The 23,394-nt window shown below is 74.1% G+C and carries 19 protein-coding genes and 1 pseudogene; 15 read left to right on the top strand and 5 right to left on the bottom strand.

All coding sequences use genetic code 11. From position 1 onward, the window contains the following. The first annotated feature begins 141 nt into the window (after nucleotides 1-141). From IE172_RS12445 to IE172_RS12425, 5 genes and pseudogenes are all read left to right on the top strand, one after another. Nucleotides 142-1,299, top strand: coding sequence for a PP2C family protein-serine/threonine phosphatase (locus tag IE172_RS12445; RefSeq protein WP_190097233.1), 1,158 nt, complete (start codon nucleotides 142-144; stop codon nucleotides 1,297-1,299). Between the two features lie 142 nt (nucleotides 1,300-1,441). Further along, nucleotides 1,442-2,326 (top strand): STAS domain-containing protein, encoded by an 885-nt coding sequence (locus tag IE172_RS12440; protein WP_190097232.1) that lies wholly within the window; start codon nucleotides 1,442-1,444, stop codon nucleotides 2,324-2,326. A 139-nt stretch (nucleotides 2,327-2,465) separates the two neighbouring features. Further along, nucleotides 2,466-2,906 (top strand): annotated as a pseudogene (locus IE172_RS12435) (ATP-binding protein); the annotation flags it as partial. 167 nt (nucleotides 2,907-3,073) lie between these two features. Then, a complete protein-coding gene (locus IE172_RS12430; RefSeq protein WP_190097230.1) occupies nucleotides 3,074-4,879 on the top strand; it encodes a PP2C family protein-serine/threonine phosphatase in 1,806 nt (601 codons plus the stop codon). A gap of 30 nt (nucleotides 4,880-4,909) precedes the next feature. Beyond that, nucleotides 4,910-6,154, top strand: coding sequence for a PP2C family protein-serine/threonine phosphatase (locus tag IE172_RS12425; RefSeq protein WP_190097229.1), 1,245 nt, complete (start codon nucleotides 4,910-4,912; stop codon nucleotides 6,152-6,154). Between the two features lie 10 nt (nucleotides 6,155-6,164). Here the strand turns inward: IE172_RS12425 and IE172_RS12420 are convergent, their stop codons facing one another. The 4 genes from IE172_RS12420 to IE172_RS12405 form a co-directional block, all read right to left on the bottom strand. Then, nucleotides 6,165-6,662 (bottom strand): MarR family winged helix-turn-helix transcriptional regulator, encoded by a 498-nt coding sequence (locus IE172_RS12420; RefSeq protein WP_190097228.1) that lies wholly within the window; start codon nucleotides 6,660-6,662, stop codon nucleotides 6,165-6,167. A 266-nt stretch (nucleotides 6,663-6,928) separates the two neighbouring features. After that, entirely contained in the window at nucleotides 6,929-8,098 is a 1,170-nt protein-coding gene (locus IE172_RS12415; protein ID WP_190097227.1) for a hypothetical protein, read from the bottom strand. After that, on the bottom strand, nucleotides 8,095-9,252 hold the full coding sequence (locus IE172_RS12410) for a hypothetical protein (RefSeq protein WP_229885969.1): 1,158 nt from the start codon (nucleotides 9,250-9,252) through the stop codon (nucleotides 8,095-8,097). The genes IE172_RS12415 and IE172_RS12410 overlap by 4 nt, the downstream gene beginning before the upstream one ends. Before the next feature lie 144 nt (nucleotides 9,253-9,396). Further along, nucleotides 9,397-10,212, bottom strand: coding sequence for a M23 family metallopeptidase (locus IE172_RS12405; protein WP_190097226.1), 816 nt, complete (start codon nucleotides 10,210-10,212; stop codon nucleotides 9,397-9,399). Nucleotides 10,213-10,436: 224 nt separating this feature from the next. Here IE172_RS12405 and IE172_RS12400 point away from each other — a divergent pair, with 224 nt between their 5' ends. The 10 genes from IE172_RS12400 to IE172_RS12355 all read left to right on the top strand — a co-directional run bounded on the left by IE172_RS12400 (nucleotide 10,437) and on the right by IE172_RS12355 (nucleotide 22,079). Beyond that, nucleotides 10,437-11,459, top strand: coding sequence for an ArsR/SmtB family transcription factor (locus tag IE172_RS12400; protein ID WP_190097225.1), 1,023 nt, complete (start codon nucleotides 10,437-10,439; stop codon nucleotides 11,457-11,459). Nucleotides 11,460-11,974: 515 nt separating this feature from the next. After that, nucleotides 11,975-13,555 carry a S8 family peptidase gene (locus tag IE172_RS12395; protein WP_190097224.1) on the top strand — a complete coding sequence of 527 codons (1,581 nt, stop codon included), beginning with the start codon at nucleotides 11,975-11,977 and terminating at the stop codon, nucleotides 13,553-13,555. 90 nt (nucleotides 13,556-13,645) lie between these two features. Then, nucleotides 13,646-14,842, top strand: coding sequence for a DUF4190 domain-containing protein (locus IE172_RS12390; RefSeq protein WP_229885967.1), 1,197 nt, complete (start codon nucleotides 13,646-13,648; stop codon nucleotides 14,840-14,842). Between the two features lie 147 nt (nucleotides 14,843-14,989). After that, nucleotides 14,990-15,742, top strand: coding sequence for a GntR family transcriptional regulator (locus IE172_RS12385; protein WP_190097222.1), 753 nt, complete (start codon nucleotides 14,990-14,992; stop codon nucleotides 15,740-15,742). Between the two features lie 387 nt (nucleotides 15,743-16,129). Continuing rightward, complete coding sequence (locus tag IE172_RS12380) at nucleotides 16,130-16,318, top strand: SPOR domain-containing protein (RefSeq protein ID WP_190097221.1); 189 nt, start codon at nucleotides 16,130-16,132, stop codon at nucleotides 16,316-16,318. Between the two features lie 23 nt (nucleotides 16,319-16,341). Beyond that, nucleotides 16,342-16,755, top strand: a complete 414-nt coding sequence (locus IE172_RS12375; RefSeq protein ID WP_190097220.1) for a (deoxy)nucleoside triphosphate pyrophosphohydrolase — start codon at nucleotides 16,342-16,344, stop codon at nucleotides 16,753-16,755. A 206-nt stretch (nucleotides 16,756-16,961) separates the two neighbouring features. Then, entirely contained in the window at nucleotides 16,962-17,369 is a 408-nt protein-coding gene (locus IE172_RS12370; RefSeq protein ID WP_190097219.1) for an ATP-binding protein, read from the top strand. A gap of 267 nt (nucleotides 17,370-17,636) precedes the next feature. Beyond that, the gene (locus tag IE172_RS12365; RefSeq protein ID WP_190097218.1) at nucleotides 17,637-20,261 is read left to right on the top strand and encodes a SpoIIE family protein phosphatase; all 2,625 of its coding nucleotides are present in this window, start codon (nucleotides 17,637-17,639) and stop codon (nucleotides 20,259-20,261) included. A gap of 34 nt (nucleotides 20,262-20,295) precedes the next feature. Then, complete coding sequence (locus IE172_RS12360; protein WP_190097217.1) at nucleotides 20,296-20,937, top strand: GNAT family N-acetyltransferase; 642 nt, start codon at nucleotides 20,296-20,298, stop codon at nucleotides 20,935-20,937. Between the two features lie 11 nt (nucleotides 20,938-20,948). Then, nucleotides 20,949-22,079, top strand: a complete 1,131-nt coding sequence (locus tag IE172_RS12355) for a glycoside hydrolase family 18 protein (RefSeq protein ID WP_190097216.1) — start codon at nucleotides 20,949-20,951, stop codon at nucleotides 22,077-22,079. 102 nt (nucleotides 22,080-22,181) lie between these two features. Here the strand turns inward: IE172_RS12355 and IE172_RS12350 are convergent. Beyond that, a partial coding sequence (locus IE172_RS12350; RefSeq protein ID WP_229885963.1) for a hypothetical protein occupies nucleotides 22,182-23,394 on the bottom strand: 1,213 nt, incomplete at its 5' end.

Here is a 23,394-nt window from a genome sequence, read left to right as displayed (position 1 = left end):
CGCAGGCACTGGGACAGCCGCCAGCGTACTAGCCGTGCGCTGCGGTTACACATGGGCTGGACGCCCCGGTGCGGCCCGTGGGCGGCGTCACCGCCCGGCGGAGCCGCTCACATTCTCCGAAGGATCGGTGTTATTGCCATCGTGAACAGATTCGTGACCGCCGAGCGGGCTCTGCGTACAGCGGCACCGCATGAGCTGCTCGACGCCACCCGTCGTGTGCTGGCCGAGGTGTACGGGGCTGAATCCGCCGAATTGTTCATGGCCGACTACGGCCTGACCGTGCTCCAGCCCGTGTCGGAGCTGCCGTACACCGCGGAGCCGGTGTCCGTGCACAACAGTGTGGTGGGCCGGGCCTTCGGTGCCCAGGAACCGGTGGTCGAGACCGCCGACGGCCGGGTGCGCGTGCACCTGCCGGTCAGTGTGCGCGGCGACCGGCTGGGCGTGCTGTCGGTGACCCTGCCGGACGAGGACGGCGCCGAGGGCGTCCTGGAGGAGCTCGCGGAGATCGCGCAGGTGCTGGGCCACGAGGTGGTCGTCGCCGAGCGTGACACCGACGTCTACCTCCAGGCGCGCCGCAAGGACCGGCTCACCCTGGCCGCCGAGATGCAGTGGCAGCTGCTGCCCGGACGTGCGTGCTCCCGCCCGGAGTACGAACTCGGCGCCCAGCTGGAGCCCGCGTACGCGATCTACGGCGACAACTTCGACTGGTCCGTCACGGCCGACCATCTGATGCTGTACGTCACCAACGGCATGGGCGAGGGCATAGAAGCCTCCCTGCTGACGAACCTGGCCATCAACGCCCTGCGCAACGCGCGGCGTGCCGGTATCGCCCTCGCCGACCAGGCCGCCCTCGCCGATCAGGCGGTCTACGCCCACTACCAGGGCCGCTGCTACCTGTCGGTGCTGATGTTCGACTTCGACCTGACGACCGGACGCGTCGCGGTCGTGGACGCGGGGTCCCCGCGGATGCTCCGGCTGCGGGACGGATCGGTCGAGCCGGTCGCCTTCGAGGCGCAGCTCCCGCTGGGCATGTTCGAGGAGACCGACTACGTCACCCAGGAGTTCCAGGTCGAGCCCGGCGACCGGCTCGTCTTCGTCAGCGACGGGGTGCACGCGGTCGCCGATCCGCAGGGGACGGCGTACGGGGACGCCGCGCTCGCCCGGGCGATCCAGGCCACCCGGCTGCTGCCGGCCGCCGAGGTGCCGCGTGCCATCCTCCGTGAGCTGACCGGCTACCGCGGCCGGTCCCTCCCCGACGACGACGCCCTCGTGGTCTGTCTCGACTGGCACGGCCGCTGACCCGGACGGTGGTCGCCGGCTCCCTCCGTCACGGGTGCCGGTCCCGTGTTGTCCGCCGTGCGTCGTCGGCGCTAACGTTTGCCATGAGGCAATAATTGCCTCATGGGTGGGGCCGCGGCCGCGGCCCCGTACGGAGGTGACGGTGAAGGTGTCGGAGCAAGAGGCGGTCGAGTCGGCCGCGCGTGATCTGGGAGCCTTCCTGGAGCGCCGCAGGGAGCAGATCGCTCAGCGCTGGGCCGACGCCCCGCTCTTCCGCGCCGTGTTCACCATGTCCCGCGACGAGGCCGAGGAGGCCTGCAGGGCCGTCGTGGACGCCTTGTCCGAGGTGGCGGCGACCGGGAGGCTGGAGGACATCGTGGCCCCCGGTTTCGACCGGGTGCGCGACCAGCTCGGGCGCATGTCCGGGTCCCGGACGCGCACCGGCGCCGGCCCCGCGCAGATAGCGGACGAGGTGGCCGCCCTGCGAGGGCCGGTCGCCGAACTGCTGCGGGCCGAGTCCGCCGACGCGTCCGCCCCGGAGGCGGCCGAGAGGATGCTGGCGCTGACCCTCCTGATGGGCACGCTGCGCCTGGTGGTGATGCAGACGGCGCTCAGCTCGGGCCAGGAGCTCATCGCGCGGCAGCGGCAGCAACTCCTTGAGGTGGCCACGCCGGTCATCAGTCTGTGGGAGGGCGTCGTCGCGGTGCCGCTGATCGGCACGCTGGACAGCGCCCGCAGCCAGGTCGTCATGGAGTCCCTGCTGGAGAGCATCGTCGACCGGGGCGCCCGCTACGTCATCCTGGACATCACCGGTGTGCCCACGGTCGACTCCCTCGTCGCGCAGCACCTGCTGAAGACGGTCGACGCCGCGCGGCTGATGGGGGCCGAGTGCATCGTCTCCGGCATCCGTCCGGCCATCGCCCAGACCATCGTGCACCTCGGTATCGACCTCGGCTCCGTCCTCACCCGCGCCTCACTGGCGGACGCCCTGGCCCACGCCCTCTCCCGACAGGGCGTCGAAGCCGCCCCCCGCGCGGACACCCGGTGACCTCCTGCCCGAGCCGCGGCGTCGCGGTGCCGGTCCCGGCGCCGGGGCCCGGGCCGGTCACCGCACCCGACGTCGCGCAGGGCGGGCAACGGTCGACGCGGAACCTGCCGGCCGCCGCGGACGGACGGGGGAGGGGGACGTGACGGCGGGCGCCGGTCCCTCCGTCGCGACGTGCCTGCCGGTCGGCTCGGACGCGGACCTGACCTGGGTGCGCAAGCGGATCCGCCAGACCGCGGCCCGGCTCGGCTTCGGCCTGGTGCAGCTGACGAAGCTGGTCACCGCGGCCAGCGAACTGGCCCGCAACACGCTGGTGCACGGCGGTGGCGGCCACGTGGAGATCACTCCGGTGGAGCGGGGCGGGGCCCGGGGGCTGCGGCTGTCCTTCGTCGACGGCGGTCCGGGGATCCGTGACGTCGAGCTGGCCATGACCGACGGATACACCAGCGGCGACGGCCTGGGGCTCGGCCTCAGCGGAGCCCGGCGCCTCGTGCACGAGTTCGAGCTCGACACCGAACCCGGCCGCGGCACCACCGTCACCGTCGTCGCCTGGACCGCCGACGTCCCCGCGGCCCGTTCCGGGGGAGCGATGACAGGCGCCCGTGACATCCCGGTGCACGACCCCGTCCTTGTACGGGACGTCCGCCCGGCGACCGGTGGGGCCGGCACCCCGGCCCGCCTCGATGCGCACCGCACGGCGGTCGCCGCCCCGGCGGCCGTCCCCGCCCACCCGCCCGCCGGACCGGCGTCATGATCCCGCCCGATGTCCGCAAGATCGCCACGGCGCCCGACGTCGCCCGCGCCCGGAGGGCCGCGGCGCGCCTCACGGCCGCCCTGGACGCCCCCGGAGTCGAACGGGCACGTTTCCTCACGGCGCTCACCGAGCGGCTGCGCCGGTGCCTCGACGGTGACGACGCGGAACTGACGCTCACCGTCGAAGCGCCCGGCCCGGACGGAACCGCGCGGGTGCGGGCGACCGTGCGGCCCCTCCCGCCCGGCGGACGGTCCCCCCTGTGGCGGCTCGCCGTATCCTGCCCCGGCCCCGTGCCCCGAAGCCTCGCCGACCCGGCGGAACCGGACGACCCCGCGCCGACCGCCGCCGTCCTGGACGCCGACGAGGAGACGGCGGCCGTCCTGCGGCGGCTCGACGAGGTGGAGGAACTCCTCCGCCTCCACCGGGAGGAACTGCGCCGGACCAACCGGGGCGTCGTGGCCCTGCACGCCGAACTGGACGCCGCCGCCCTCCGCCGGCGCGATCTGCTCGACGCCGAACGGGCCACGCGCGGTGAGGCCGAGAAGGCCCGGCGTCTGCTGACCTTCCTCACCGACGCCAGCGCGGCCGTGACCGCGTCCCTCGACCACGAGGACATCCTGCGCTGCCTGGCCGGCCAGCTCGTCCCGCACTACGCGAGCCAGGTCGACGTGTGGCTCTTCGGCGAGAACCAGGCGGTCCGCGGCGGCACCCGCTCCGCCGCCGCGGTCACGGCCGCCCGCACCGGCCGCCCCCAGCACGCCGGACGCCACCCCGGCGGGCTGCCCGGCACCGACGACCTCCCGCCGTCCGCGCTCTCCCCCGACCGGCCCGTGCTGTGCGTCCCCCTCGCCGTGCGCCGGACCCTGGGCGTGCTGACCCTCACGGCACCCGGCGACCGCTTCGACGCGGACACCGGCGTGATGCTGGTCGAACTGGCCCGCCGGATCGCCGTCGCCCTGGAGAACGCCCTCCGCTACGAACAGCACCGGGACACCGCCGAGACACTCCAGCGTGCGCAGCTCACCGACCTGCCCACCGCCGACGGCCTGCGCCTGGCCGCCCGCTACCTGCCCGCCACCCGGGGACTCAACATCGGCGGCGACTGGTACGACGCCTTCTTCCAGCCCGACGGCAGTCTGCTGACGGTCATCGGCGACGTCACCGGGCACGGACTGCACGCCGCCGTGGTCATGGGCCAGTTGCGCACCGCGCTGCGCGCGTACGCCGTCGACGGGGCCGGCCCCGCCGAGATACTGACCCGTCTGCACCGCATGCTGCGCCATCAGCAGCCCGACCTGTACGCCACCGCGTTGATCGCGCGGTTCAGACCGGGAGACCCGCGGGTCGCCTGGGCCTCCGCCGGTCACCCGCCGGCGGTCGTCCGGGCCGCCGGGGGAGCCGTGCGGGTCCTGGACAGCAAACCCGGCGTCATGCTGGGCGTCCCGATCCGCTTCACGCACCGGGACAACACGGCCGGTCTCGAGCCGGGCTCCACCCTCGTGCTCTACACCGACGGCCTGGTGGAGCGGCGCTCCCAGGGAATCGACGCCGGCATCGAACTGCTCGGCCGGACGCTGGCCGCGCTGGACGAGTCCGCCCTCGGGGACCTGGACCGGTGTGCCGGGTCACTGGTCGAACCGCTCGTCCACGTGTCCGAGCGGGACGACGACGTCTGTCTCCTGCTCTGCCACAGCACCGCGCCTGAGGCGGTGCCCCCGCCGGTGCACGGGCGGGGCGGAGCCCGGACCGCCGGAGCAGCGGATCCCGCGCTCGGCCCCGGCGAACGGCCGGCACCGCGATAGCGTGGAGGTCCAAGGGGAGAGGCGGATGCCGTGAACGTGTCCGGACAGCAGCCGTCCGTGGAGAGCCGCCTGCGCGCGGCCGCGCCCCACGCCCTGCCCGCCACCGCCGAGGCACTGCTGGCGGAGGGGTTCGGCGCCCGGGAGGTCACCCTCCTGCTGGCCGACTACGGCCTCACCGTCCTCCAGCCGGTCACCCACCTGCCGCACACGGGCGAGCCGGTCTCCGCGTACGACGGTCCGGCCGGCACGGCGTTCACCTCCCAGCGGCCGGTGGTCGAGATCACCGCCGACCCGGGCACCGAGGCGGTCCACCTCCCCATCACGGTCCGCGGCGACCGGCTCGGCGTCCTGACCGTCCGCGTCCCCGCGGGCTCCGCGGAGCCGGCCACCGTGCTCAGGCTCGGTGAGTTCGCCACGGCGCTCGGGCACGAGGTCACCACGGCCGGCCGGGACACCGACCTCTACCTGCGGGCGCGCCGCACCCGTCGCCTCACCCTCGCGGCCGAGATGCAGTGGCAGCTCCTGCCGGGGCGCGGCTGCGCCCGCCCCGAGTACACCATCGGAGCCCACCTGGAGCCCGCGTACGCGATCGGCGGTGACAACTTCGACTGGTCCACCGGCGCGGACGACCTCACCGTCACCCTCACCGACGGCATGGGCCAGGGCATCGACGCCGCCCTGCTCACCGGTCTCACCGTCGGCGCCCTGCGCAACGCCCGCCGCGCCGGCATCGGCCTGGCCGACCAGGCCGCGCTCGCGGACCAGGCCGTCTACGCCCAGTACGGCGGCAAGGTGTACGCCTCGACGCTGCTGCTGCGCTTCGACCTGGACACGGGAACGGTGCTGGCCGTCGACGCCGGTTCACCGCAGATCTACCGGCTGCGCGGCTCCGGGATCGAGCGGATCGAGCTGACCGCGCAGTTCCCTCTGGGGATGTTCGAGGAGACGCCGTACGAGGAGCAGACCTTCCGGGTGGAGCCGGGGGACCGGCTGGTCGCCATCAGCTCCGGTGTGCACGGCACCAGCTCGGCCACCGGCGACCTCTTCGGGGAACGCGGCCTGCGCCAGGTCCTGAGCGCGGCACGGCTGACGCCGCCGCACGAGACGGCTCGCGCGGTCGTCGCCGGTCTGCTGGAGCACACGGGCGGCGAGAGCCTGTCCATGGACGCCGCCGTCCTGTGCCTCGACTGGGCCGGCAGGCCCGGCACCGGGGCGGCGGACGGGCCCGGGGCGGCGGACGGGCCCGGGGCGACGGACGGGCCCGGGGCGGGGTGAACCCGCCCGGTCACGGCGCCCCCGGTGGGCGCGGCTCACGGATCCGGGCGGCGAGGAACGTCCTCAGGGCGTGGCGCAGCGCCGACCGCTCCGCCGGTTCCATGCCGGCCAGCACGGCCGCCAGGGCCCGTGCCCGCCGGGCCGCGACGTCGTCCAGTACGCGGTGTCCCTGCGCGGTCAGGCTCAGCCGGACCTCCCGGCGCCTCTCCGGATGCAGCGAACGCTCCAGCATCCCCGCCGCCTCCAGCCGGTCGCAGAGGCGACTGGCCGTGGGGGGACCGATGCCCAGCCGGTCGGCCAGCGCGGTCAGGTTCAGCTCGGTGGCCGCCTCCAGGACCAGCAGCGCCCGCAGCTGGTGCGTGGACAGGCGCAGCGCTGCCTGCTGAGCGGCCACCGACCACAGGTTCGTCAGACTCTCCACGGCGTCGGCGATGTCCAGCGCGACCGCGTCCGGGGCATCGCCCGGTTCCTCCTCACGGTCGCCGCCGGGGCCGTCGGGACGGGTCACCAGAACGACCCTTTCATCATGTTTCGGATGCCGCGGAGATGTTCCTCATTCCCTCGCTGTACCCGAAGACGCGCGGTGCAAGCCGGTTCCCGGGCCCGGCCCGGCGAGGGGCCCGCGCCACCCCGACGCCGCAGGTGACGCGGCCGCCGGCCGCCCCGCGACGTCACCGGAAGGGGAACCGGTCCGGGTGAGCGGGAACGGCTCGGAGCACGTGCCGTTCGGGGTCCGCCCGTCGAGCCGCGCGCGGCGGGGCGGCCGGACCGGAGTCAGCGGCCGCCTCCCGGTGGCGGCAGGGCCGGCTTCAGCGGGCCGCAGCCGAGGCGGGCCGCCTCGGCCTCGACGTAGCGGGGGAAAAGGGCGCGTACGTCCGCGCTCGCCCCGCTCTCGTGGGACTGGACGACGAACACCGTCTCGCCCGCCTGGCAACGGGCCTGGAAGACACCGAGGTTGGGGCCGAGTCCGCCGAAGCCGGCGGCGGCGCGGACCCGGTCGCCCTCGTGCAGCGCCATTCTGGTGAAGATCCCGGCCAGCCTCGGGTCCTCGACGGTCATCAGGCGCTGTTTCGGCCGGGAGCCGGTGATGTCCCGGTCGCAGGTGCGCACCGGGCCGGGTCCGTCGGTGATCAGGGGGGCCCGGAGCGGCCGGCGCTTCTCGCCCAGGGTCAGCCCCTTGATGCCGCAGAGCGCGTCCGGCTTCTCCCCGCGGGTGTAGCGGGTGGCCTCCGGCAGGCGTTCGACGGGATCGGCGATCGTGCCGGTGCAGCCCAGGTCCTCGCTGACCTTGTTGACGAGCTTCACCACCATGCGGGCCATCCCGTCCCGTTCCCTGGTGCGGGGCTCCATGTCGCTGATCCAGTTGCCCTGCGCGATGTCCACCACGGTCGGCCCCTCGAAGTCGCCGGGGCGTCCCAGGCAGCCGTCCGGGACGGCGAGCCAGGCGCGGTTGTCCGAGGCCATGCCGAGCAGGCCGCCGCCGAGCGGGGTGAGACGGGCGGAGAGGAACTCGTCGGCCCACGTGCGGTGGTCGCCCCGGCGGTCGTCCAGCCGGTGCACCCGGGCGGTGAGCGCCCAGGCGTCGCCGTCGCTGTTCGTCAGCCGGCAGCTGCCGCTCGGGCCGTCCGTGGACCGCTCACTGTGGAGGACGGGAGCCTCGACCGCCTTGACGTTCTCCGGCTCGCGGAAGGTCGCGGCGAGGTCGTCGCGGGACAGGGCGCCCCAGCACACCCCGTCCGGCGCGAACGGTCCGGCCTGCGTCTGCCAGGCCGTGCCGCCGGCGCCGAGCAGTGTCCCGGCGAGGCCCGCGGCCAGCAGGGGCCGGATCCGGCCGCGCAGGAGCCGGCGCCAGTGCCACCGGGGCAGGTGCCGTTCGCCGAGCGGTTCCCGCCCGGCGGGCAGGGGCTGCTCGCCCTCGTTCAGCTCGTCCGCGGTGCTGCTCACCGGTCGGCTCCCTCGGGGGCGGTGGGGGCGATGGGGTCGCAACCCAGGCGGGTGGCGACGGCGTTGGCGAAGACGGCGAGGTGGTCGGGGTCGGTGGAGACGCCCATCAGGAAGGTGACGGGCCGGCCGTCGCAGTCGGCCCGTGCGATGGCGTGCTCCTTGCCGAGGCTGCCCGTGCCGCGCCAGCCGCGGGCCACGGGCCGTTCGCCCGCGATGTCGTCGAACACCGCGGCCAGCCGGGGCTGCGCGACCATCGCCAGGTTCAGGTGGGGTACGTCGGCGCTGTCGTCACGGACGCTGCACGTCTGGAGGTCGCGGGTGGCAGCGCCGATCTGGTCCTCGGTGTCCTCCATGCCGAGGCTCAGGCCCCGGATGCCGCACACGTCGTCGGAGGCGCTGAAGACGGGCGTCCTCGCGCCCGGTACGTCGTGGAGCGGCGAGCTGACCCCCAGCGGTTCGTCCGGTGCGCAACCGGCCGCGGCCATCCCGTGGTTGGCCGCCGCGACGAGCAGCACCGCCGCCTGCCGGGCGCCGCCCAGGCCGGCCGGATCGCTGCGGGTGTACGAGGAGCCGCTGGTGTACGTGCCGGACGCGCGCAGGGTGACGACGGTCGGCCGGCCGTCCTCCGCGTCGCAGGACTCCGGGAGCACCAGCAGGCCCCCGCGCCCGTTCACCGTGCCGGGCAGGCCGTCCGGGAGCGGCACCATGTCGCCGCCCAGGAAACCGTCGTGGACCATCGCGAGCCGGGCCTCCGCGGACTTCGGGACCGGGCCGTACTCGACGGTCACCGTCTGGTTGACGGTGACCTCGTCGCCGTCGTGACGGCTCGTGTACGCGTCGGTGAGGGTGATCTCGCAGCTGCCGGCCGGATGTTCGCGGGTGGGCGCCGTCTCCTGGCCGGTGCGGGACAGGTCGTCGTCGCCGAGGAATCCGGGACCGCTGTCCTCTTCCCAGGCGCCCCAGCAGTAGCGGTCCTTGGGCCAGGGCCACGTGTCCGCCGCCCACGTACCGAGTCCGGTGCCCGCGAGCACGAGCACCAGCGCGGATGCCAGCAGCAACCGTCCGCGCGTGCCGCGCGGCAGCCCCCGGCGCGGCCGCCCCGGTTCAGCGGGCTCCTCGCCCATCCCCGTCACCCCCGTGATCACTTCCGTCACAGGAGTGTATTCCCCTTGTCGCACGGCGTGTTGGGGTGTGGTGTCCCGCTGTCCGGTGCGCCCGCACGGAGCGGCGCGGGGGCCGGAGCACCGACGTGGTCGGCGGTCCGGCCCCTGCCGTCCCGCGGGTGCGGGCCCGCCGGGTCAGCAGTCGCGGATGACGGTTCCGTTGTTGTCCCGTGCCTGGTCGTTGCCCCACCGGGAGAGGTAGTACGCGGAGACGTACTGGTTGCCGGGGCCCACGTCGAGGTCGGTGCGCAGCCACCAGTGGTTGTAGTTGCCGGCGCCGTCGCGGATCTCCCGGCCCCAGACCTTGCAGAACACGTAGTGGGTGCCCGCGTACAGCGTGCCGGTCCGGGTCGTGCTGGTGGGCGAGGCGTGGCCGGGCGCGTCGGCGAAGGTGTCCACCCAGTAGGTGCCGCCGCCGGCGCAACCGTTGTCGCTGGTCAGGTACTTCTGGTAGTACGAGCCGGGGTACGGGGCGAGGGACGCGCCGTTGATGCGGATGGTCTGCCCGACCCCGTTGTAGAGCTGCTCGTAGTGGAGGTGGGCCCCGCTGCTCGCGCCGGTGGAGCCGGTCGTGCCGATCTGCTGGCCCTGGGCCACGCCCTGGCCGTGGCCGATGGAGTAGGCGGCCAGGTGGAAGTAGTACGTCTTCCAGCCGCCGCCGTGGTCGACGACGACGTAGTTGCCGGCGCCGCCCGCCTCGTAGTAGCGGTAGGCCGTGCCGGAGGCGGAGGCCAGCACGGGGGCTCCCGCGGTGGCGCCCCCGTCGGAGCGTACGAAGTCCAGGGCGAGGCGGACCTCGGCGGAGTGGTGGCTGTAGGTCCACTGCTGACCGCAGGGGTAGGGCGCCTTGAAGTTCGGTGCCGCCTGCGCCGGTGCGGCGGTGAGGCCGACCAGGCCCATGGCCCCGAGGGCGCTGGTGAGGAGGACGGACAGGAGGCGTCTGAATGACATGGCACGGGGCCCTTCCGGGAGGGTGGGCCGGCGGCTCGGGGGAGCGGCGGCCGCAGGACGCGTGCGCACGCGGGACGGTTCGCGTCGCGGAGCCGAGTGTATGAGCGTGTTCATGCCAGAGGTGGGGAGCTTTTCCGTGCCGGCCGAAAAGCGCAGGCAGTTGTGGTGCGCGGAGGCCGGGGGCGGGGTTCCGCCGGACGCCCGGACGCTGTTTCATCCCGGACATGGCCGGAACGCTGAGCATCCACTTCACCCCTGCCGACTTCCTCCGCGTGCGGTTCGCCCGCTCACCGGACCCCATGTGGGAGGCCGTCCTCGGGCTGCACGTCCTGACCACCCCGGTGGACCGGCTCCCGGCCCGGCTGCGCCACTGGCGCAGCCGGGTGCGTGAGCGTGCCCGACGGCCGGACGTGCGGGGCGCGTTCCGCCTGCTGCACGATCTCGCCCCGTCCGACGCCTCCTACTGGCCGGACTTCCTCACCCCCGCCGAGTCGGAGGAGGGGCTGGCCGCCGGGCTGCGCGTGCTGCGGGAGACCTCACGGGCCCGGCTGGAGCACGAGGTGCGCGAGGCGTCCCGCCACCGGCCCCTGCCCGCCTGGACACGACGCCTGGCCGCCGGCGACCGCTCGGTGCTCGACGACGTCGCGACCGCCGTCGGGACCGTCCACGGCGGCCTGCTCGCACCCGACTGGAGCGAGGTCGAGGCCGCCGGCGCGGCCGACCGGGCGCGCCGGATGGAAGCGCTCGAAGGGGGACTCGGGGCGCTGTTCGCCTCGTTCACGCCCTTCGTGTGGCGTGAGCCGGTCCTCAGCGCGGCCTACCCCAAGGACGTCACCATCCGCCTGCGGGGGCGGGGTCTGAGCCTGATCCCGTCCTTCTTCTGCCACACGCGGCCCGTGGCGATAGCCGACCCCCGGCTGCCTCCCGTCGTGGTGTATCCCCTGCACCCGGAGGACCCGTACGGCGCCCGGCGGGGAGCGCACCACGAGACCGCCCTCGCACGGCTGCTCGGAACGAACCGGGCGCGGGTGCTCACGGCGCTGGCGACCACCCGCACCACGGGTGCCGTCGCGGCACGCCTCGCCCTCCCGGCGTCGTCGGTCAGCGGTCACCTGACCGTGCTCAGGAACGCCGGACTCGTCGCGAGCGAACGCGCCGGAGCGCACGTCACCCACCGGCTGACGCCGCGTGGCCGGCACCTGCTCGGACGGCTGCCGGGCGACGACGGCCGCCCCGGCAGCCCGTAGGAACGTCACGGCCACGGCCGCCCCGGCCGCCCCTGGGAACGTCACGGCCACGGCCTCCCGCGCGGCCGTGTCGCCGCCCCTTCACCCGAGGCGGGCCGACGCGCTGCCGGCGGCGGCGACGACCGTGCGCGCCCGGTGCTCCACCTGGTGCGCCACGGGGACCCGGCGCAGGTGCAGGGACTCTGCTCGGCGGGGCGCCGCCGGACGGGCGCCGCTGCCGGGAGGAGAGGGGTCGGCGGGGCGGGCGGGTCCCCTGGGGCGTATGTGACGTCGGTTCGGCGTCCTGCTGTCGGGGCCGGTGCGGCCGGTTGTCGTGGGTGTGGGGCGTGACGTCCGTGCAGGGCCCTTGTGCAATTCCTGTGGAACCCTCAATCTTTCGGCTGACGCACGGACCCGGCCGCGACATTGACATGATCTCGTCAGCGGTTGGTTCGTGCCGCCACACGTGCGGCACGTGCGTCGACCGCACCATCCCCCCACAGCACACGCACCACCGACTGAGGAGGAACCCTCATATGGCAGTGATGCGTCATCCCCGGCGAAGACTGGCCACCCTCGGTGCCGCGGCCTCCGCGGCGCTCGTCGCGGGTCTCGTCTCCGCTCTCCCCGCGGGCGCGGCCCCGGCCGCTCCCGAAGGCCGCGTCCAGTACGCGGGCGACGCGAACGCGGTCTCCGGCAGCTACATCGTGACCCTGAAGGCGGACCGGGCCCGCTCCGGCAGCGCCGAGGGCCGGGCCGTCGCCCAGAAGCACGGTGCCGAGATCGAGCGCACCTACACCAAGGCCCTCAACGGCTACGAGGTCGAGGCCTCCGCGGCCGAGGCCGAGCGCCTCGCCGCCGACCCGGCCGTCGCCTCCGTGGTGCAGAACCGCACCTTCCACGTCACCGGCACCCAGCCCAGCCCGCCCTCCTGGGGCCTGGACCGGATCGACCAGCGCAACCTCCCGCTCAACAGCTCCTACACCTACCCGGACCGTGCCGGGGAGGGCGTGACGGCGTACATCATCGACACCGGCGTCCGCATCAGCCACAGCGACTTCGGCGGCCGTGCCTCCGACGGCTACGACGCCGTCGACAACGACAACACCGCCCAGGACGGCCACGGTCACGGCACCCATGTCGCCGGCACCGTCGCGGGCAGCGCCTACGGCGTGGCGAAGAAGGCGAAGGTCGTCGGCGTCCGGGTGCTGAACAACTCCGGCTCCGGCACCACCGCCCAGGTCGTCGCCGGCATCGACTGGGTGGCGCGCAACGCGGTCAAGCCGGCCGTCGCCAACATGTCCCTCGGCGGCGGCGCCGACAGCGCCCTCGACACGGCGGTCCGCAACGCCATCGCCTCCGGCGTCACCTTCGTCGTCGCGGCCGGCAACGAGTCCACCGACGCGAGCACCAAGTCCCCGGCCCGCGTCACCGAGGCGATCACCGTCGGCGCCACCACCTCCGGCGACGCCCGTGCCAGCTACTCCAACTACGGCTCGGTACTGGACCTGTTCGCACCGGGCTCCTCCATCACCTCCGCCTGGCGCACCAGCGACACGGCCACCAACACCATCTCCGGCACGTCCATGGCGAGCCCGCACGTCGCCGGTGCCGCCGCCCTCCACCTGGCCGCCAACCCCTCGGCCACGCCCGCCCAGGTCTCCACCGCGCTGACCTCCGCCGCCACCACCGGCGTCGTCGGCAGCCCGGGCAGCGGATCGCCCAACCGCCTGCTGTTCACGGGCGAGGGGGACGACACCCCGCCCCCGACCGGTGACCGCTTCGAGAACACCACCGACTACACCATCGCGGACCGTTCCACCGTCGAGTCCCCGGTGACCGTCTCCGGCGTCTCCGGCAACGCGCCCTCGGACCTGTCCGTCGAGGTCGACATCACCCACACCTACATCGGTGACCTCCAGGTGCAGCTGATCGCCCCCGACGGCACGGCGTACACGCTGAAGTCGTACGGCACCGGCGGCAGCGCGGACGACATCAGGACCACCTACACCGTCGACGCCTCCGCGGAGGCGGCGAACGGCGTCTGGAAGCTGCGCGTCAGCGACAACGCCTGGTGGGACAGCGGCCGTCTCAACGGCTGGGCCCTGCAGTTCTGACGCGGACCCGTCCCGCCGACCTGCACTCTCACCCCCGGGGGAGCATCCCCCGGGGGTGAGACCCGTGACCCGGCGCTTACGATGCGGCTCGTGTCCATACCTCCGCCCTACGGGCCCCCGCACCCCCACGGCCCGCAGGACCCCCCGGGCCAGTACCCCGCCGGCCCGCACCAGGGTGCCCAGCCGCCGCCGCAGTACCCCTACGGGGGGCAGCCCGGGTTCGCGCCCTACGGGCTCTACGGCCCCTACGGACCCCGGCCGCCCGTCGCCGTCAACGGGGTCGCCATCGCCGCCCTGGTCCTCGGCATCCTGTGCTTCGTGCCGGCCGTCGGGCTGGTGCTGGGGCTGATCGCCCTGCGGCAGATCAAGCGGCGCGGGGAACGCGGCCGGGGCATGGCCGTCGGGGGTGCCGTGCTGTCGTCGGTCGGACTCGCCCTGTGGACGCTGATGCTCGCCACCGGGGCCGCGGCCGACTTCTGGGAGGGCGTGAAGGACGGGGCGCGCGCCGAGAGCGTCCTCGCGCTGCGCGAGGGCGACTGCTTCAACTCGCCCACCGGACTGGAGGGCTGGGCCGACGAGGCCACCAAGGTGCCCTGCGCGCGGGAGCACGACGGGGAGGTCTTCGCCCTCGTCGACCTGCCCGGCGGCGCCTACCCCGGCGAGGACTCCCTCACCGGGACGGCCGACGACCGGTGTTACGACCTCCTGGACGGCTACGTCATGGACCGCTGGGCGCTGCCCGACACCGTCGACGTGTACTACTACCTCCCGACCGCGGAGAGCTGGCGCTTCGGCGACCGCGGGATCACCTGCGTCCTCGGCGAGCGGGACGGCCGCTCCCGCATCACGGGCCCGCTGCGCCGCGACGAGACCACGCTCGACGAGCACCAGGTGGCCTATCTGGAGGCCGCCGCGGTGCTCAACGCCGCCCTGGACGAGGTCCCCGAGGAGGAGGACGACCTGCCCGGGCACACGGCCTGGGCGGAGGGCGTCGCGACGGCCCTCGCGGAGCAGACGCGGATGCTGCGCGCGCACGAGTGGCCCGCCGCGGCCGGGAAGCCGGTCGGCGACCTCGCCGACGGACTGGCCGAGGCCGAGAAGGTGTGGGCGAAGGCCGCGGCCGCGACCGACGAGGACACCTACTTCGAGTACTCCGACCAGGGTCTGACCCTGATCGACCCCAAGGAGTCGGTCACCGCGCGCGAGGCTCTGGGGCTGGCCACCTCGCCGCCGCGTTACGAGGAGGAGTGGGGAGACGCTCCCGAAAGCGGTGAGATGAAGGTGTGACGGGCTCCATAGCGGGGAGAAAGTGCCTGCGTAAAGCCCTCACCCGGCAGATGTCATCACATCGAGTGATTCCTTGGCCTTCACTTGCCTGGGACAACCTACGGTTGCCACGCTGTTGCTGTCTGTACAACCTGATGGGAGTGGCCCGTGACATTCGGTGAGCAGCCGGCGTACCTGCGCGTCGCGGGTGATCTCCGCAGGAAGATCGTCGACGGACGGCTGCCCCCGCACACCCGGCTCCCCTCCCAGGCGAGGATCCGCGAGGAGTACGGCGTCTCGGACACGGTCGCGCTGGAGGCGCGCAAGGTGCTCATGGCGGAAGGGCTGGTGGAGGGCCGCTCCGGCTCGGGGACGTACGTGCGCGAGCGTCCGGTGCCGCGCAGGGTCGCCCGCTCCGGGTTCCGTCCGGACCGCGGCGCCACGCCCTTCCGCCAGGAGCAGGCCGACGCGGGCGTCCGCGGCACCTGGGAGTCCAGCAGCGAGCAGCGGGACGCCTGCGCCGCCATCGCGGGGCGGCTCGGGATCCAGCCCGGCGACCGCGTGATGCGCACCGAGTACCTCTTCCGCGAGGCCGGTGAGCCGATGATGCTCTCCACCTCCTGGGAGCCGCTCGCCCTGACCGGCCGGACCCCGGTGATGCTGCCCGAGGAGGGCCCGCTCGGCGGCATGGGCGTCGTCGAGCGCATGCGCGCCATCGACGTGATCGTGGACAACGTCACGGAGGAGGTCGGCGCCCGCCCCGGCCTCGCCGAGGAACTGGTGCTGCTCGGCGGTGTCCCCGGACATGTCGTCCTGGCCATCCAGCGCACCTACTTCGCCTCGGGCCGCCCGGTGGAGACCGCCGACGTGGTCATCCCCGCCGACCGCTACCGGGCCGCCTACCACCTGCCCGTGAAGTAGCGCGGTTCCGGCCCACACGCTCCCCGCCCCGCACCGCGCTCCCGCCCCATCACTCCCTCGCGCTCCGTTCCGCGCCCCGCGCCCGCCTCCGCTCCGGCGCGCCGCGCGGGGCGCCGGAGCTCCGCCGCCGTGGCGATCTGGCCGTTCTCGCAGGTCGCCCCCGGAGCGGGGCGGGGCGGGCGGCAGGCCGCCGACCGGATGCGGGGACCCGTGCGCACGGCGCGTCCGCCGCCGTGCGCCCCCCGCGTTCTGGCTGGTTGCGTGCCTCTTTGTGAAAAGGCGTATTCGCTCAGTGAAGGTAAGGCGTAGGCTCGGGCATATGCGGACTGGGGTTTCCTTATCGGGCGGGGCGCGGCGCGGGTCGCGGGCGGCAAGGGGAGGGGAGCGATGAACGACGGCACGGTGACTCTTCCCTGGCTCGTCGTGCGTCAGGACGACAACGGCAATCGCTACCGGGTGGGCAGGTACGCGACCCGCGCCGAAGCGGAGCGGATCGCGGACAGCCTCGACGGGCGCGGGCACGAACAGCTCTACTGGGTCGAGCGGATCAGCCAGAGCGGAACGCCGTCCGGCTGACCTCCTCCCGTAGGCTCCGGCGCATGAGTGAGCGGATCGTGGTGGTGGGTGCCGCCCTGTGGCACGAGGGCCGGCTGCTCGCCGCCCGCAGGAGCGCGCCCGCCGAACTCGCCGGGCGCTGGGAGCTGCCCGGCGGCAAGGTCGAACCGGGGGAGGCCCCGGACGCCGCCGTCGTACGGGAGTTGCGCGAGGAACTCGGCGTGGACGCCGAGGCGACGGGACGCGTACCGGGCGAGTGGCCGCTGCGGACGCCGTACGTGATGCAGGTGTGGACGGCGCGCCTGCGCCCCGGATCCGCCCCGCCCCGCCCCCTGGAGGACCACGACGAGCTGTGCTGGCTCGCCCCCGACCGGGTGTGGGACGTCGACTGGCTCGACCACGACGTGCCCGCCGTCCGCGACGCCCTGGCCCACCTCGGCGCGCACGAGGGCATCTGAGGCGCGATTCCGGCGCGACGGCGCGGGGATGACGGAGCGTGGGGCGCCTGTCCGCGCCGCGCACGCCAGGGCGCGCCGCCGTCCGCGGTACTCCGTCCGGGATATCGGGTATGTGCCCCTTGACAGTGCATTGACCCCATGAGACCGGACATGAGCGGTTCTCCCGTTCCCTCGCTCCCCTCGTTCCCTCGCTCCCCCGGTGGGAAGTGGTCCGCGTGACCGACACCGACGGCGAACGGGCCGCGTGGACCTTCTCCGCCGACCCGGGGGTCGCCCGCGCCGCCCGCTCGGCCGTCCGCGACCAGCTGCGCCTGTGGGACCTCGACAGCGTGGGCGACCTCGCGGCCCTGCTGGTCAGCGAACTCGTCACCAACGCCCTGCGGCACGCCACCGCGCCCATCGGCGTCCGCCTGGTGCGCCCCTCCGGGCTCGCCGGCGTGCTCCTGGTCGAGGTCTCCGACCCGCTCCCCGACCCCCCGCGCGCACGTGACGCCCGGCCCGACGACGAGGGCGGACGCGGACTGCAGCTCCTGACCTCCGCCTCCCGCCGCTGGGGCACCCGCCCGGGGGCCGACGGCAAGACCGTGTGGTTCGAACTCACGCTGCCCGGATGAGCCCCCGCACGGCCGTTCGCCGGTGTACGTTCCCGGGCCTTCCGTCGAGTGACCGGTTCGGGCCGGTGGAGGTTGCCGAAGAGGGGGATTCGACGGCGTGTCCGCTGGTTAGAAGACTGGGAGTGTTCTCACGGCACGGACCGAAAAGCATCGGGACCGTGCTGTGATCGTGAACACCGTGTTGTGCGGCGCCGTAGTGCTGGATACTGCGGGCAGCCGCCCCCGGTGACCGGTACCGGACGCGGTGAGCTGGAGGGGACGGTTCGCGTGAGCGAGATACCAGCGAAGGCCACGGGGTCCGAGGACTCGTCGGGCGGCGCGAGGAGAGGGGCCGTCGACGGCCTCGTCCCAGGCGATGCCCCGTCCGGCGACGGGATGTGGCAGAGCAGTCCGCCCGGCTCCATGTACGACTACATCAAGGTCGCCTCCTTCTCCATCGGCCCGGACGGGCTGGTCGACCAGTGGAGCCTGCGCGCCGAGCAGATCTTCGGCATTCCCGCGGACCGCGCCGTCGGCATGGACCCCATAGAGGCGTTCGTCGAACCGGTGCGCCGGGAGCGCGGCCAGCGCAAGATGGCCGAGATCCTCGACGGCCGGGAGTGGACCGGTGTGGTGCCCTTCCGGCTGCCGGACTCCTCGTCGGCGGACGCCCGCGACCGGGAGGGCATCGCCGAGGTCTACGTCATGCCGACCCGCACCGAGGGGGGCGAGAAGGCCGCCGTCTGCATCGTCGTCGACGTCCGCACCCTGCGACGCATCGAGACCGATCTCGCCGCCTCGCAGGCCATATTCGGCCAATCTCCGTTCGGCTTCCTGCTGATCGACCCCGACCTGCGGGTCCGCCGCGCCAACCAGCGGTTCGCGTCCATCTTCGGCGGCACCGTCGACGACCACCGCGGCAAGAGCGTGCACGACTACCTGCCGCGCGGGGAGGCCGAGCGGGTCGCGGCGACCCTGCGCCGGGTCCTGGAGACCGGCGACTCCATCACGGACATGCACGTCACGGGCTTCGTCCCGGGCTCCGACGAGCGCCGCCACTGGTCCGTCAACCTCTACCGCGTGCACAGCGGAAGCGGCCGGCCCATCGGCATCGCCTGGCTCGGAACCGACATCACCGCCCGCCGTGCCGCCGCCCGCGAGGCCGCCGCCGCCCGGCGCAACCTCGCCCTCCTCAACGAGGCGGGCGCCCGGATCGGCAATTCGCTGGACCTGGAGACGACCGCCCGCGAACTGCTCGACGTCGTCGTCCCCGGCTTCTGCGACCTCGCCACCGTCGACCTGTACCAGGGTCTGCTGGCCGGTGACGAGACCCCGCCGGGGCTCGCCGACGGCAGCGCGGAGGTGCGCAGGGTCGCCTTCGCCAGCGCGGTCTCCGACGCGCCGTTCAGCGGCACCGGGAAGCCCGTCAAGCTAGGCGCCGTCCACCACTACCCGTTCAACTCGCCCTGCGCGGACGCCCTGCGCACCGCCCGCCCGCAGAAGGTGCCGGGCGACGACGGCGGCCTGGTGCAGTCCACGCTCGCCGTGCCGATGGTCGCCCACGACACCGTGGTCGGCCTCGCCCAGTTCGCCCGCACCAAGGGCAGCGAGCCGTTCGGCGACCGCGACCGCGAACTCGCCGTCGAACTCGCCGCCCGGGCCGCCGTCTGCATCGACAACGCCCGTCTGTACCGGCGCGAGCACGAACGCGCGCTGATACTCCAGCGGTCCCTGCTCCCGCCCGGCGACCCGGAGGCCTCCGGCCTCGACATCGCCTGCCGCTACCTGCCGGGCAACGCGGCCACCGGCCGCCCCAGCGAGGTCGGCGGCGACTGGTTCGACGTCATCGAACTGCCGGGCCACCGCACCGCGCTGGTCGTCGGCGACGTCATGGGCCGCGGCCTGCGCGCCGCCGTCGCCATGGGGGAACTGCGCACCGCCGTACGCACCCTGGCCCAGCTCGACCTGGAACCCGCCGAGGTGCTGTCGCAGTTGGACGAGATCGCCCGGGGTCTCGGCACCCCGGCCTTCGCGGGAGGCGTCCAGCAGGCCACCCGAGCCGCCCGCCGCCCCCGCGAGGCGGACCTCTCCGAGGTCTACCTGGCGACCTGTGTCTACGCCGTCTACGACTCGGTGACCAGGCGCTGCACCTTCGCCAACGCGGGCCACCTGCCGCCCGTCCTGGTCGAACCCGGCGAGAGCGCGCTGATGCTGGACGTGCCGCCCGGCATGCCGCTCGGCGTCGGCGGGGAGCCCTTCGAGGAGGTGGAGGTCGAACTGCCCGAAGGTGCCCTGCTCGCGCTCTACACGGACGGACTGGTCGAGAGCCGCGACCACCCCCTCGACGAGGGCCTCCAGGCCTTCGTGGGCGCCCTGACGGACCCGTCCGCCCCCTTGGAGGACGTCTGCGACCACGTCCTCAACACCCTCGACACCCACCACGGCGAGGACGACATCGCCCTGCTGATGGCGCGCGTCCAGGGACTGCCCGCCGACTCCGTCGGCGACTGGACCCTGCCCCGCGAGCCCCGCAGCGTGGGCCGGGCCCGCGAGTTCGCCCGCGCGCAGCTGCTCGCCTGGGACATGGAGCCGCTGGTCGACACCACGGAGCTCCTGGTCAGCGAACTGGTCACCAACGCCCTGCGGTACGGCGAGGGGGAGATCCGGCTCCGGCTGCTCCTCGACCGCACCCTGGTCTGCGAGGTCTGGGACTCCGGCCTGGTCCAGCCCCGCCGACGACGGGCCCGTGACACCGACGAGGGCGGCCGGGGGCTCCAGCTCGTCGGTCTGCTCAGCGCCGCCTGGGGGTCCCGCCGTACGCACCGCGGCAAGACGGTCTGGTTCGAACTGCCCCTCCCCGGCACCGACACCACGCTCGCCGACCCCGCGGAGGCCCTCCTGAGCCTGTTCTGACGTCCCGCCCGGCGCCGGCGCGTACGCTCACGCCATGTTCAGCACCCCGGACACCAGTCCGATACGCCTGACGGCCGGTCCGCTCACCCTGCGTCCCTGGACGCCGGACGACGCGGGGGCCCTGGCCGAGCTGTACCAGGACGAGGCCCTGCGCCGCTGGGCGGCCGCGCCGGTGCACGACGAGGCGAGCGCGTTGCGCTGGGTGGCGGAGCAGCGGCGGGGCCGGGAGACCGGTGAGCGGTTCGCCTTCGCCGTGGAGGAGACGGGGACGGCCGGTGCCCGGCCCGCGGGCAACGTCGTCCTCAAGAGGCCGGCCGGGGATCCCGCCGCGGCCGAGGTCGGCTACTGGACGGCGGCCCACGCACGGGGCAGGGGAGTGGCCCCGCGCGCCCTGGCGGCCCTGGCCGACTGGGCGTTCGACACCTTCGCCGGGGAGGGCCTGGTCCGCCTGGAGCTGCTGCACCAGGTCGACAACACGGCCTCCTGCCGGGTCGCGGAGAAGAGCGGCTTCGTCCTGTCCGGTGTCCTCCCGGCCGCCCCGCCCGCCTTCCCCCTCGACGGCCACCGGCACGTACGGCGGTCCCCGGCCGCCGTCCGACCGCAACCGGAACACCCGTTCCCCTCGTCCCTCCCCTCAACATCGACTACGGGGCCGCACACGGGTGTCGGCGGATGAGGGGTGTCGGCATGGACCGCACGGAACCGCAGGAACCGGCGGCCACGTCGGACGACCCGGCCCTGGCCCCGGCCCCGGAGCCAGGGCCCGGGGAGCCCGTGAGCACCCCGGAGGGCGTCGGCGGCAAGCGCCGCAGACCCTGGGTGCGCCGGGTCAGGCTCACCGCGCTCGCCCTCGTCCTGCTGCTGATCGTGCCGGTCCTCGCCGTCGAGACCGCCCTGCGGATCAACTACATGGGGGATCCGGCAGAGGGCACGTACAGCCGTGACCGGGACGCCATGTGGCTCGGGCACGCCTGGGTCGACGGGCGGAAGAAGGACGCCGACGTCACCGCCCTCGCCCGCCGCCTGGCGGACACCGGCATCCGTGACCTCTACGTCCACTCCGGCCCGCTGGAGCACGACGGCACCCTGCCGAAGTCGGCCTATCCCCGCGCCCGGTGGTTCATCGACTCCGTGCACCGCGAACTGCCCGGCGTCCGCGTCCAGGCCTTCCTGGGGGACGTCCTCGCCAACGGAGGCCCCGACGGTCTGCGCCTGGACGACGCCGCCACCCGCGCGGAAGTCGTCCGCAGCGCCGGACAGGTCCTGGACACCGGCTACGACGGCGTGCACCTCGACCTGGAGCCGCTGCACTCCGACGACCCGGACTACCTCCCCCTCCTGGACGACCTGCGCGCCCTCACCCGCGCCGAGGACGCGCGGCTCAGCGTGGCCGCCCACCAGATCGACCCGCTCCCGAACCTGCACTCCGTCGCGGGCCTCTTCGCCGACCACCCCAAGTGGTGGTCCCAGGAGTTCTTCGGCCAGGTGGCCCGGCGCGTCGACCAGATCGCCGTGATGTCGTACGACACCGCGCGCCCCCTGGAGAGCACCTACGGCGGCTACGTGGCCCAGCAGACCTCCCTCGCCCTGGAGGTCACCCCGCCCACCACCCACCTGCTGATGGGCCTGCCCTTCTACTACGAGAGCGACTTCAGCCACTGGGGCCACGCCGAGACCGTCGCCGCCGCCGTCCGCGGTGCCCGCCTCGGCCTCTCCCGCACCGACCCCGACCGGGAACTCTTCGGCCTCGCCCCGTACATCGACTTCGCGGCGACGGACACCAACTGGAAGGAGTACCGGGAGGGCTGGGTCCGCTAGGCGGCACCGGGCGAGGCGTCCACGCCCGGCTGCGGCGGCGGGCCGTCGACGGCGCCCGGCACCGGGAACCCACCGCCCCGACGGCGCGGGCCGACGACTCGCTCACCCCCGTGTGTCGTCGTGGCCGCGCAGTAGTGCCGTCGCGTCCGGCGTGAGATCGGGGCGGGAGCGGAGGGCCGTGAGGACGACGTCCGCCTTGCCCGTCGCGCCGTGGGCCCGCAGCCACGACAGGGCACAGGTGACCGCTCGACGGCTGTCGTCCGCGGTGAGGTCCGGGCGGGTGAGGAGCGGACCGAGGACGAAACGGGCGCGGGCGCCGTCGGCGTGGTGGGTGAGCCAGGTGAAGGCGGCGGAGACGACCGCGTCGGCCTCCGCGGCGGTGAGGCCGGGGTGGGAGAGGAGGGGGTGCAGGAGGAGGGGCGCGCCCGGCGCGGTGGCGTGGTCGTCCAGCCAGGCGAGCGCTGTGGAGAGGACCTGGCGCGCCTGCTCGGGGGCGACCTCGGGCCGGAGGAGAAGAGGGGCGAGGACGAAGCGGGCCCCGCCGAGGTGGCTGTGCGGGCCGAGCCAGGTGAAGGCGTGTGCGGTGACGCGCCGTGCGTCGGCCGGGTCCAGGTCCGTGCGGTCGAGCAGGGGCTGGAGGACGTGACTGGCGTGGAACTCGGCGTCGTACCGGCCGAGCCAGGTGAAGGCGTGCGCGGTGACGCGCCGTGCGTCGACCGGGTCCAGGCCGGTGCGGCTGAGGAGGGCGGAGAGGACGTGGCTGGCGTGGTACTCGGCGATGTACAGGCCGAGCCAGGCGAAGGCCCGCGCGGTCGCGTGCCGTGCGTCGTCCCGGCCCAGGTCGGTGCGGTGGAGGACGGACTGGAGGACGAAGCGGGCCTCGCCGAGGTCGCCGCGCAGGTCGAGCCAGGTGAGGGCGTGTGCGGTGACGTGTTGGGCGTCGGTGGGGTCGAGGGTGGTGCGGTTGAGGAGGGGCTGGAGGACGAAGCGGGCCTCGCCGAGGTTGCTGTGCAGGTCGAGCCAGGTGAGGGCGTGTGCGGTGACGTGTTGGGCGTCGGTGGGGTCGAGGGTGGTGCGGTTGAGGAGGGGCTGGAGGACGAAGCGGGCCTCACCGAGGTCGCTGTGCAGACTCAGCCACGTGAAGGCGTGTGCGGTGACACGCCGTGCGTCGGCCGGCTCCAGGGTGGTGCGGTGGAGCAGGGCGGAGAGGACGTGGCTGGCGTGGAAGTCGGTGCTGTGCACGTCGAGCCAGGTGAAGGCGTGTGCGGTGACGTGTCGTGCGTCGGCGGGGTCCGGACCGGTACGGCTGAGGAAA

This window comes from Streptomyces griseoflavus (assembly GCF_014649995.1).
In the GTDB taxonomy this organism is placed as follows: Bacteria; Actinomycetota; Actinomycetes; order Streptomycetales; family Streptomycetaceae; genus Streptomyces; species Streptomyces griseoflavus.
The sequence above is the reverse complement of the archived record's forward strand: the minus strand, read 5'-3'. Positions and strand labels throughout refer to the sequence as shown.